Genomic DNA, 10,664 nt, shown 5'->3' on the forward strand with positions numbered 1-10,664 from the left:
ACCCAATGGTCAGGGAAGGCTTGCCTGACCGTTTCAGATCAGCGCCAGCTGGCCGGGCACCGCGCCGTCCCGGGACCGCCGCGCGCGGGCCGCGCGGCCCCGCGGGGCGTCGTGGCGGGCCGGCGGCATGCTGCCGGCGGGGAAGGCGGCCTCGTCGTCCCCGGGGACTCCCGAGGGCGCCTCCGCCCCCCGGGCCGCGCCTCCCGACCGGCCGTCGAGGCCGTGCCGGCGCAGCAGCGGCCCGACCCGCCCGGCCAGCCAGGCCCGGTACTCCGGGGGCACGTACGCCCCGCCGCGGTACAGCTGCCGGTAGCGGCCCACCAGGGCGGGGTGCTCGCGCGCCAGCCAGGCGGAGAACCACTCGCGGGCACCCGGGCGCAGGTGCAGCGGCACCACGGTCACCCCGGTGGCGCCGGCGGCGGCGATGGCCTCCAGGGCGGCGTCGAGGTCGGCGAGGCGGTCGGTGAGGCCAGGCAGCACCGGGGCGAGGAACACCCCGCACGGCAGCCCGGCGTCGGTCACCGCGCGCACCAGGTCCAGCCGGGCGCGCGGCGAGGGGACCCCCGGCTCCAGGCTCGCGTGCAGGTCGTCGTCCCAGACGGCCATCGAGACGCCGAAGCCCACCGGGACGTCCCGCGCGGCGTTCGCCAGCAGTGGCAGGTCCCGGCGGGCCAGCGTGCCCTTGGTGAGGATCGAGAACGGCGTGCCGGAGTCGGCCAGCGCGCGGATGACGCCGGGCATCAGCCGGTAGCGGCCCTCGGCGCGCTGGTAGGGGTCGGTGTTGGTGCCCAGCGCCACGTGCTCGCGCTTCCAGGACGGCCTGGCGAGCTCCCGGCGCAGCACCTCGACCAGGTTGGTCTTGACGACGATCTGGGTGTCGAAGTCGCGGCCGGCGTCCAGGTCCAGCCACTCGTGCGTCGAGCGGGCGAAGCAGTAGACGCACTGGTGGAGGCAGCCCCGGTACGGGTTGATCGTGTAGGCAAACGGCATCCGCGAGCCCTCGGGCACCGCGTTGAGGGCCGACCGGCACAGCACCTCGTGCATCGTCACACCCGGGAACTCGGGCACCTCCACGCTGCGCAGCAGCCCGCGCAGGCTCGGCATCCCCGGCAGCAGCGTCTCCTCGTCGGCGTCGAGGCGCCGGGCGTCCCACCTCACGACCCCGATGCGAACACGTGTTCGAGACGATGTCCAGTCGCACCGCCGTCGTCGCCGCTCCCCGTCCCCAGGACGGCACAACCAGGTAGTTCCTCGGTTAGTTGGGGATAACGGTTGAGTGACGGGCGTCAGGTCCCGACGGCGGGTGCCGCCTCCCGCGGCGGCCCGCTGCTGTGGGTGAGCAGGACGACCCCGACGACGGCGACCACCGCGGCCGGCCCCCACACCGCCGCGTGCCCCGGCTCGAGGTGCTCCCCGAGCAGCAGCCGGGCCGCGGGCACCGCGGCCAGCGGGTCGAACACCACGAGCGCGGGCAGTGACCAGGACAGCGCCCCGCGGCCGTAGGCCTGCTGCGCCCCCACCTGGGAGGCCACCGAGGCCACCACCGCACCCCACGGCTCGGGCCGGGCCAGCGCACCGGCCACCCCGTCGGCCGCGAGCACCCCGAGCCCGGCCGAGACCAGCACCGCGGCCACCCCGGCGGCCAGGCCCCCGGTGACCCCGCAGGCCAGCGCCGCGCCGCTGCCGCCGCGCAGCCGGGCGGTGAGCGCGACCGCCAGCACCACCAGCACGACGGCGACCACGGCCGCCACGGCCGGCGGCGGGTCCCCCGAGCCCCGGCCCGGGCGGGCCGCCACGACGAAGACCACGAGCCCGCCCACGGTGAGCGCGGCCCCGGCCCCCTCGGTCCGGGACGGCGGGTGCCCGGTGCGGACGGTGCGCACCGCCAGCGCCGCCACCAGCGCGCCGGCCAGCAGCGGCTGCACGATCGCCACCGGCGCCAGCGCCAGCGCCGCCACCTGGGCGACGGTGCCGCTGGTGGTGGCCGCCTGGCCGAGCAGCCAGGTGCGCTGGCGCACCATCGCCCGCATCCGCAGCCGCCCGCCGACGGTGGCGCGGACCGCCGCCTCGTGCTGCAGCACCGAGCCCAGCCCGAACAGCGTCGCCGCCAGCAGCGCCAGCAGCGTGCCGGGCAGGTGGTCCCCCACCCCGCGGGCCAGGGAGTCGGGCACGCCGGTCCTCCGGGCTCAGACGGGAGGACGGTCCTCGTAGAAGGTGGACAGCACGACGGTGGTGCGGGTGCTCACGTTCGCCGTCGTGCGGATCTCGCGCAGCAGCGCCTCCAGCGCCTCGGGCGAGGCCACCCGCACCTTGAGCAGGTAGCTCTCGATGCCCGCGACGGAGTAGCAGGCCTCGATCGCGTCCAGGTGGGTGAGCTTGGCCGGGGCGTCGTCGGCCTGGGCCTGGTCCAGCGGGGTGATCGACACGAACGCGGTCAGCCCCAGCCCCACCCGCCGGGCGTCGATCCGCGCCCGGTACCCGGTGATCAGCCCGCGCTGCTCGAGCCGGCGCACCCGCTGGTGCACCGCCGACACCGACAGGCCGACCCGCTCGGCGAGCTCGGTGTAGCTGGCCCGCCCGTCCCGCACCAGGGCGGCCAGCAGCGCCCGGTCGACGTCGGAGTGCGGCTCAGCCGGGGAGGACGACGAGCTCACGGGTGCCCTCGTTGAGCGTGCGGACGCCGTCGTCGGTGCAGACGACGATGTCCTCGATCCGGGCGCCGCAGCGGCCGGCCAGGTAGATGCCCGGCTCCACGGAGAACGCCATCCCCGCCTCCAGCGGCAGGTCGTTGCCCGCCACGATGTAGGGCGCCTCGTGGGTGTCCAGGCCGATGCCGTGCCCGGTGCGGTGGATGAAGTGCCCGCCCCACCCGGCGGCGGCGATCCGGTCGCGCGCGGCGGCGTCGACCTGCTCGGCGGTCACCCCGGGCCGGACGGCGGCGACGGCGGCCTCCTGCGCGTCCCTGAGCACCGCGTACCACTCGGCCACCTCGGCGTCGGGCTCCCCGCCGACGACGTAGGTGCGGGTGCAGTCCGACCGGTAGCCGGTGGCGGTCTCCCCGCCGATGTCGACGACGACCAGGTCCCCGGCCTGCACCACCCGGTCGGAGAGCTCGTGGTGCGGGCTGGCGCCGTTGGGGCCGGAGCCGACGATGGTGAAGTCCACCCCCACGTGTCCCTCGGCCAGGATCGCCGCGGCGACGTCGGCGCCGACCTCCGCCTCGGTGCGCCCGACCCGCAGCCACTCCCCCATCCGGGCGTGCACCCGGTCGATGGCCGCGCCGGCGAGGGCGAGCTCCTCCACCTCCGCGGGGGTCTTGACCATCCGCAGCCGGTCCAGCACCGGGGTGGCCAGCTCCAGCGCCGAGCCGGGCAGCGCCCGGTGCACGCCGAGGGCGTGCTCGGCCCAGGTGCGCGCCCCCACCGCGACCCGCGAGGGGGCGGCGCCCAGCCGGGCGGTCACCTCCCGGGCGACGACGGCGAACGGGTCGTCGGTCTCGTCCCAGGCGTGCACCTCCAGGCCGAGCGCGCCGGCCGGGGAGGCGTCGACCATCGGCGCCTCCAGGCGCGGGACGACCAGCAGCGGCTCCCCGCGGCGCGGGACGACCAGCGCGGTCAGCCGCTCCATCGCGTGGGCGTGGTAACCGGACAGGTAGCGCAGGTCCGAGCCCGGGGTGAGGACCAGGACGTCGACGCCGAGCTCCCCGGCCACGGTGCGGGCGGCGTGTACGCGGTCGATGCTGACGAGGGCCCCCGTGCTGCTTGCCACGCCGGGACACTAACCCCGCGGCCCGGCCGCGCCCGCGCCGGTTTCCCCGGCCCGTTGTCCCCGGCGGCTACGGTCCGCCCGTGACCACGATGCTGCTCGACGCCGCGAGCCTCTACTTCCGGGCCTTCTACGGCGTCCCGACCAGCGTGACCTCGCCCGACGGCCGCCCGGTCAACGCCGTCCGCGGGTTCCTGGACATGACCGCCCGGCTGCTCACCGCCCACGCCCCCACCCGGCTGGTCGCCTGCTGGGACGACGACTGGCGCCCGGCGTTCCGGGTCGAGGCGCTGCCGTCGTACAAGGCGCACCGGCTCGCGCCCGACGGCGGGGAGGAGACCCCCGACGAGCTGTCCCCGCAGGTGCCCGTGCTGGTGGACGTGCTGGCCGCGGCGGGCATCGCCCGGGTCGGCGCGCCGGGCTACGAGGCCGACGACGTCATCGGCACGCTGGCCACCCGCGCGCGCGGGCCGGTCGACGTCGTCACCGGCGACCGGGACCTGTTCCAGCTGGTCGACGACGCCCGCGGCGTGCGGGTGCTGTACACCGCGCGCGGCATCGCCGACATCGAGGTGGTCGACGAGGCGGCGGTGGCGGCGAAGTACGGCATCCCCGGGCGGGCCTACGCCGACTTCGCGGTGCTGCGCGGGGACCCCAGCGACGGCCTGCCCGGCGTGGCCGGCATCGGCGCGAAGACGGCGGCGGCGCTGGTCACCGAGTTCGGCGACCTGGCCGGCATCCGCGCGGCCGCGGCCCGCACCGCGGTGCCCCGGGCGCCGCTCACGCGCGGCGTGCTCGAGAAGCTGCACGCCGGCGGGGAGTACCTGGACGCCGCGCCGGTGGTGGTGGCCGTGGCCCGGGACGTCGACCTGCCGCCGGTGGAGGGGGCGCTGCCCACCCGGCCGGCCGACGCCGCGGCGCTGGCCGCGCTGGCCGACGCGCACGGGCTGCGGTCCTCGCTGGGGCGGCTGGGCGCCGCCCTGGGCTGGCCGGCCGACGCCCTCGACTGAGGCGCCGGCCGGCCCGGAGCTCAGCGGCCCCCGGTCCAGCGGCCCCCGGTCAGGAGGCGACCTCCCACGTGTAGGCGGCCTCGTCCGCGTCGGTGATCGCGATCTGCAGCGTCACGTCCTCGCCGTCGTCGGTGGTCCCGGTGCACTCGTAGGTGGCGCCGTCCTCGACGACCATCTCGTCGTCGCAGGAGACGTCGACGGCGACGCCGAAGGTCTCCTCGAACTGCTGCGCGATGTCGCTCTCGGCCTGCGCGCGGTCGAGCACGTCCTGGCCGAGCACGATCGGCAGGACGATCGCCGCGGCGATCACGACGACGGCGAGCGCGACCAGGCCGACGACCAGCCCGGTCCGGGACTTCCTCGGCTGCTGCCCGGAGCCGGGCTGGCCGTGGCCCCCGGGCTGGCCGTACTGACCCGGCTGCCCGTACTGCGGCGGCTGCCCGTAGCCGCCGGGCTGCTGGCCGGGCTGGCCGTAGCCGGGCTGCCCGTACTGCGCCGGCTGGCCGTACTGACCGGCCTGCCCGTACGGGCCCGGCTGCTGGCCGTACTGCCCCGGCTGGGCGGCGGGCTGCCCGTACTGCCCACCCGGCTGGCCGTACTGACCGGGCTGCCCGTACGGGCCCGGCTGTCCCGGCTGCTGGCCGTACTGCCCCGGCTGCCCGTACTGCCCCGGCTGGCCACCCTGCGGTGGGTTGGTCATCGTCGCTCCCGTCCGGTGCGGCCCCACGGGGGCCGGATCGTGTTCCCGCGCCCCCATGACCGTCCGTCACCGGAGCGGGGGAGATTGTGCACCACGGGGGGCCTCCGGCAGCTCCTCCGCGGCGCGCCCCCCCGGCCGGGCGGCGGCGGCCTCAGCCGCTGACGGCGACCGCGACCACCCCGCGCCGCACCAGCCCCACCGCGGCCCGCGCGACGCCGGCCACGGCCTCGTCGGCCACCTTCGCCAGCTGGTCGAGCAGGTCCACCAGCTGCCGCGCCCAGCGGACGAAGTCGCCGCCGGAGAGCTCGGTGCCCGCCTGCTCGGCGCCGGCCAGCACCCGGTCCAGCGCCTGCCCGTCGGCCCACCGGTAGGCCGCCCAGGCGAAGCCGAGGTCCAGGTCGCGGCTGGCGGGCAGGCCGCGGTCGAGCTCGACGTCCTGCAGCCGCGCGCGGATCCGGCGCATCTCGGCGATCGCCCCGGCGACCCTGCCCGCGGGCACCGCCGGCTGCCCGGGCGTCTCCCGCCGCGCCTCGAACACCAGCGTGGACACCGCCGCGGCCAGCTCCGCCGGGGTGAGCCCGCGCCACGCGCCGGCGCGCAGGCACTCGGCGACCAGCAGGTCGGCCTCCGACCAGATCCGCGCCAGCCGCCGGCCCTCCTCGGTGACCCGCGGGACGTCGTCGACCGGGGTGGGCTCCTCGGTGTCGGCCGGCACCAGCGGCACCGCCTCGGGCACCAGGTAGCCCAGCTCCTCGAGGACGTCGCAGGTGAGGTCGAACTGCCGGGTCAGCGAGCCGGTGCGCTCGGCCATCTTCCGGTGGGTGGCCTCGGCGTCGGCGACCGCGCGCAGGTAGCGCTCGGCGAAGCGCACCCGCTCCTCCCGGTCGGGCAGCGCGTGCACCGGGTGGTTGCGCACCGCGCGGCGCAGGTCGTGCAGCACCGGGTCGTCGGCGGCGGCCGAGCGCTGCTTGGTGCGCCGGGCGCCCAGGTCGTTCTCCAGCCGCGCGGTGCGCAGCGTGGAGGCCAGGTCGCGGCGGGCGTGCGGGCTGCGGTGGTTGAAGTTCTTGGGCACCCGCACCCGGGCCAGCGCGGTGACCGGCGTCGGGAAGTCCACGCTGGCCAGCCGGCCGGCCCACTTGTCCTCGGTGAGCACCAGCGGGCGGGGGTCGGACAGGTCGGTGACGCCGGGGTCGAGGACGACGGCCAGGCCCTGCCGGCGGCCCGAGGGCACCCGGATGACGTCGCCCGGGCGCAGCGCGGCCAGCGCGTCGGCGGCCTCCAGGCGCCGCTTGGCCTGCGAGTCGCGGGACAGCTCCTTCTCCCGGTCGGCGATCTCCCGCCGCAGCCGGGCGTAGGCGAGCACGTCGCCGCCCTCGCTGGCCATCTCCGCGGCGAACCTCTCCGCGTCCCGCTCGGAGCGGGCGGCCTGCCGGGCCAGGCCCACGACCGAGCGGTCGGCCTGGAACTGGGCGAAGGAGGACGCCAGCAGCTCGCGGGCCCGGGCGCGCCCGTAGGAGCCGACCAGGTTGACCGCCATGTTGTAGCTGGGCCGGAACGACGACCGCAGCGGATAGGTGCGGGTGCTGGCCAGCCCGGCGACGACGGAGGGGTCCATGCCCGGCGCCCAGACGACGACGGCGTGCCCCTCGACGTCGATGCCGCGCCGCCCGGCCCGCCCGGTGAGCTGGGTGTACTCCCCCGGCGTGACGTCGACGTGCGCCTCGCCGTTCCACTTGACCAGCCGCTCGAGCACGACGGTGCGGGCGGGCATGTTGATGCCCAGCGCCAGCGTCTCGGTGGCGAACACGGCCTTGACCAGGCCGCGCACGAAGCACTCCTCGACGGTCTCCTTGAACGCCGGCACCAGGCCCGCGTGGTGGGCGGCGAGCCCGGCGAGCAGCCCCTCGCGCCACTCCCAGAAGCCGAGGACGTGCAGGTCCTCGTCGGGCAGGCTGCCGGTGCGCTCGTCGACGATCCGGGCGATCTCGGCGCGCTCGGCCTCGTCGGTGAGCCGCAGCCCGGCCGTGAGGCACTGGTGGACGGCCTGGTCGCAGCCGTTGCGGCTGAACACGAAGGTGATCGCGGGCAGCAGCCCGGCGCGGTCCAGCCGCTCGACGACCTCCGGGCGGGCCGGCGGGCGGTAGCGCGGCTTGTGCCAGTCGCGGTCGCGCCGGTTCCCGCCGTTGCCGCCGCCCCAGGTGTCCAGCCGCCGCTCGTGCTCCCGCACGTACCGGACCAGCTCGGGGTCGACGACGCTGGCGCCGCGGTCGCGCGTGGACTGCCCGCGGGGGTCGTCCCCCTGCTCGGCGGCGTGCGCGGCCGGCCGCAGGCTGAACAGGTCGAACACCCGGTTGCCGACGAGCATGTGCTGCCACAGCGGGATCGGCCGGACCTCGCTGACGACGACCCGGGTGTGCCCGCGGACGGTGACCAGCCAGTCGGCGAACTCCTCGGCGTTGCTGACCGTCGCCGACAGCGACACCAGGGTGACCGACGCCGGCAGGTGGATGATCACCTCCTCCCACACCGCGCCGCGGAACCGGTCGGCGAGGTAGTGCACCTCGTCCATCACCACGTAGCCCAGGCCGGCGATCGCCGGGGACTCGGCGTAGAGCATGTTGCGCAGCACCTCGGTGGTCATCACCACCACGGGCGCGTCGCCGTTGATCGCGTTGTCCCCGGTGAGCAGCCCGACCTTCGCCTCGCCGTAGCGGTCGACCAGGTCGTTGTACTTCTGGTTGGACAGCGCCTTGATCGGCGTCGTGTAGAAGGCCTTGCGCCCCTCGGCCAGCGCCTTGTGCACCGCGAACTCGCCGACGACGGTCTTGCCGGCCCCGGTGGGCGCGCACACCAGCACCCCGGCGCCCTCGTCGAGCGCCTCGCAGGCCTCCACCTGGAACGGGTCGAGGGAGAAGCCGAGCTCGGCGGTGAAGTCGGCGAGGGTGGGGTGCGCGCTGCGCCGCCGGGCAGCCGCGTACCGCTCGGCGGGGCTGGACATGCCCCCACGTTAGGCGCTCCCCGGACGGCGCTCAGCCCGGACCGGACCTCCCCGCCTCGTCGCCCCACCCCCCGCGGGACGCGCCACCGGCCGGTCGGCGGCCAAGTTGGGGATAACGGTCGACTAGCCGGCGGTGCGGTCCCCGGGGCCGTCAGGGACGCCCGGAGCCCACGATCCGCAGCGCGCCGGGCACCGCCTCGGCGCGCACCGGCAGCGCGGCCACCGGCTCCCCGTCGGCGTAGGTGGTCAGCCCCACGCCGGCGAGCTCCACCCGCGCGGCGCGGTGCACCGTGACGGCGGGGTGCCCGACGTGCGTGCCCTCGGTCAGCCGCGGCCGGGTGCGCACCAGCTCCCGGCGCGACACCGGCCCGACCACGGTGACGTCGAGCCGGCCGTCGGCGGGGTCGGCGGCCGGGCACACCCGCATGCCCCCGCCGTACCAGGCGGTGTTGCCGACGGCAACCAGCGTGACCGGCAGCGTCCGCGCCTCCCCGTCCAGGGTCAGGGTGACCTCGCGGGGCCGCAGCCGGGCCAGCTCGGCGAGGATCGCGACGTCGTAGCGGCGCGGCCCGCGCGGCCAGCGCAGCCGGTTGGCCCGGTCGGTGACCGCCGAGTCGAAGCCGCAGCACAGCACGGTGGCCCACCAGCGCCCGGCGGTGCGGCCGGCGTCGAGGGCCCGCACCGCGTCCTCCCGCAGGTCCGCGGCGGCCGCGGTGGCGGCGGTGACCGGCTCGGGCGGCACGCCGAGGGCGAGCGCCAGGTCGTTGCCGGTGCCGGCCAGGACGACGGCCAGCGGCGGGCCGGCGTCGGCGACCGCCTGCAGCGCGGCGTGCACGGCGCCGTCCCCGCCGAGCGCGACGACCGCGCCGGTGCCGGCCGCCACCGCGCCGGCCGCGGCCCGCTCGGCCTCGGCGCGGGTGCCGGCCGCGAGCACCGTGGGGGTGAGCCCGGCCCGGCGCAGCGCGTCGAGGACCGCCGGCGGGACGGTGCGGGCGCGGCCCCGGCCGGCGGCGGCGCTGACGAGGACGGCGACGTCCACCCGGGTCTCCTCCCCTGCGCCTCCGGCGGGCGGCGGCCCAGGCTACGGCCCGCGCCCGGGTGGTCGGAGGCCGGTCGAGCCGCCCGGGGCCGCCGGGCCCCGGCGCGGCTCAGCGGCGGGAGGTGTCCGCCGGGGCGGCGCCGGGCAGCAGGTCCTCGCGCCGCGTCGGGGCGGCGTCGAGGTCGGAGGGCCGGGCGTCCAGCGGGGAGGCCTCGTCGTCGGGCACGTCGTGGAAGTGCTGCACCGCCTCCCGGCGGGCCCGCCGCCGGTCCACGAACCGGGCGACCTGGATGGCCAGCTCGAACAGCACCACCATCGGCAGCGCCATGGCGAGCATGGTGAACGGGTCCTGGGTGGGCGTGACGAACGCGGCGAAGACGATGGTCAGGAAGAAGATCCACCGCCGGCTGCGCGCCAGCGCGGCGTGCGAGAGGACGCCGACCAGGTTCAGCGCCACCGCGATCAGCGGCAGCTCGAAGCTCAGCCCGAAGGCGACCAGCAGGCTGATCACGAAGCCGAGGTAGTCCGGCGCGGTCAGCTGGAAGGCCACCTCGTCACCGGCGAGCTCCAGCAGCAGCTCCAGGCCCTTGTACAGGGTGACGTAGGCCAGCACCGCGCCGAGGGCGAACAGCGTCGTGGAGACGGCGACGAAGGTGATCGCGTAGCGCTTCTCGTTGCGCTTGAGCCCCGGGGTGATGAACGCCCACAGCTGCCACAGCCAGAACGGGCTGGACAGCACCGCCCCGGCGATCAGGCCGATCTTCAGCCGCAGCAGCACCCCGCCGAAGACGTCGAGGACCACCAGCGAGCAGCTCTCGTCGCCCTGGAAGCGCAGGTCGGCGGGCAGCGAGCAGTAGGGCTCGCTGAGGAAGGTCAGCAGCCCGTGGTCGTACCAGAGGAAGCCGACGACGGTGCCCAGCGCGAGCGCCAGCAGGGCCTTGGCGACGCGGTTGCGCAGCTCGGTGAGGTGCGCGACGAGGGTCATCGTCGCCTCGGGGTCCCGCGGCGCCCGCCGCCGGCGGCGGCGCAGGGAGGGACCGCTCACGTTCCTGCCCCGGGAGGCGGTCAGCGGGCGTCGGCGGCGCCGGGCTGCGCGGCGCGCGCCCGCAGCTCGGCGGCGCGGGCCTCGGCGGCGGGCGCCTCGGCCTCGGC

At 77.0% G+C, this 10,664-nt stretch carries 9 protein-coding genes; 1 reads left to right on the top strand and 8 read right to left on the bottom strand.

What is annotated here, in order from left to right; translation table 11 throughout:
- Positions 1-33 precede the first annotated feature (33 nt).
- The 4 genes from ACFO3M_RS08850 to ACFO3M_RS08865 form a co-directional block, all read right to left on the bottom strand.
- The gene (locus tag ACFO3M_RS08850; RefSeq protein ID WP_387988211.1) at positions 34-1,158 is read right to left on the bottom strand and encodes an Rv2578c family radical SAM protein; all 1,125 of its coding nucleotides are present in this window, start codon (positions 1,156-1,158) and stop codon (positions 34-36) included.
- Positions 1,159-1,286: 128 nt separating this feature from the next.
- On the bottom strand, positions 1,287-2,171 hold the full coding sequence (locus ACFO3M_RS08855; RefSeq protein WP_387988212.1) for a DMT family transporter: 885 nt from the start codon (positions 2,169-2,171) through the stop codon (positions 1,287-1,289).
- A gap of 15 nt (positions 2,172-2,186) precedes the next feature.
- Positions 2,187-2,654, bottom strand: a complete 468-nt coding sequence (locus ACFO3M_RS08860; RefSeq protein ID WP_387988213.1) for an Lrp/AsnC family transcriptional regulator — start codon at positions 2,652-2,654, stop codon at positions 2,187-2,189.
- On the bottom strand, positions 2,629-3,768 hold the full coding sequence (locus tag ACFO3M_RS08865) for a M24 family metallopeptidase (RefSeq protein ID WP_387988214.1): 1,140 nt from the start codon (positions 3,766-3,768) through the stop codon (positions 2,629-2,631). Before ACFO3M_RS08865 ends, ACFO3M_RS08860 begins: the two co-directional genes overlap by 26 nt.
- Positions 3,769-3,857: 89 nt before the next feature.
- On the opposite strand from ACFO3M_RS08865, the gene ACFO3M_RS08870 reads away from it, so the two are divergent.
- On the top strand, positions 3,858-4,775 hold the full coding sequence (locus ACFO3M_RS08870) for a 5'-3' exonuclease (RefSeq protein ID WP_387988223.1): 918 nt from the start codon (positions 3,858-3,860) through the stop codon (positions 4,773-4,775).
- Between the two features lie 49 nt (positions 4,776-4,824).
- On the opposite strand, the gene ACFO3M_RS08875 is transcribed toward ACFO3M_RS08870, so the two are convergent.
- The 4 genes from ACFO3M_RS08875 to tatC form a co-directional block, all read right to left on the bottom strand.
- On the bottom strand, positions 4,825-5,475 hold the full coding sequence (locus tag ACFO3M_RS08875) for a DUF4333 domain-containing protein (protein ID WP_387988215.1): 651 nt from the start codon (positions 5,473-5,475) through the stop codon (positions 4,825-4,827).
- A 151-nt stretch (positions 5,476-5,626) separates the two neighbouring features.
- Entirely contained in the window at positions 5,627-8,473 is a 2,847-nt protein-coding gene (locus ACFO3M_RS08880) for a DEAD/DEAH box helicase (RefSeq protein WP_387988216.1), read from the bottom strand.
- Between the two features lie 151 nt (positions 8,474-8,624).
- Entirely contained in the window at positions 8,625-9,512 is an 888-nt protein-coding gene (locus ACFO3M_RS08885) for a diacylglycerol/lipid kinase family protein (RefSeq protein WP_387988217.1), read from the bottom strand.
- Between the two features lie 109 nt (positions 9,513-9,621).
- A complete protein-coding gene (tatC, locus tag ACFO3M_RS08890; protein WP_387988218.1) occupies positions 9,622-10,557 on the bottom strand; it encodes a twin-arginine translocase subunit TatC in 936 nt (311 codons plus the stop codon).
- Positions 10,558-10,664 lie beyond the last annotated feature (107 nt).

It is taken from the genome of Geodermatophilus arenarius (assembly GCF_042654585.1).
Taxonomy (GTDB): domain Bacteria; phylum Actinomycetota; class Actinomycetes; order Mycobacteriales; family Geodermatophilaceae; genus Geodermatophilus; species Geodermatophilus arenarius.

What these genes read in the sequence shown, in the direction of transcription:
- ACFO3M_RS08875 (WP_387988215.1), bottom strand. Translation starts at nt 5,475, where the DNA reads ATGACCAACCCACCGCAGGGTGGCCAGCCGGGGCAGTACGGGCAGCCG.
- ACFO3M_RS08880 (WP_387988216.1), bottom strand. Translation starts at nt 8,473, where the DNA reads ATGTCCAGCCCCGCCGAGCGGTACGCGGCTGCCCGGCGGCGCAGCGCG.
- ACFO3M_RS08870 (WP_387988223.1), top strand. Translation starts at nt 3,858, where the DNA reads ATGCTGCTCGACGCCGCGAGCCTCTACTTCCGGGCCTTCTACGGCGTC.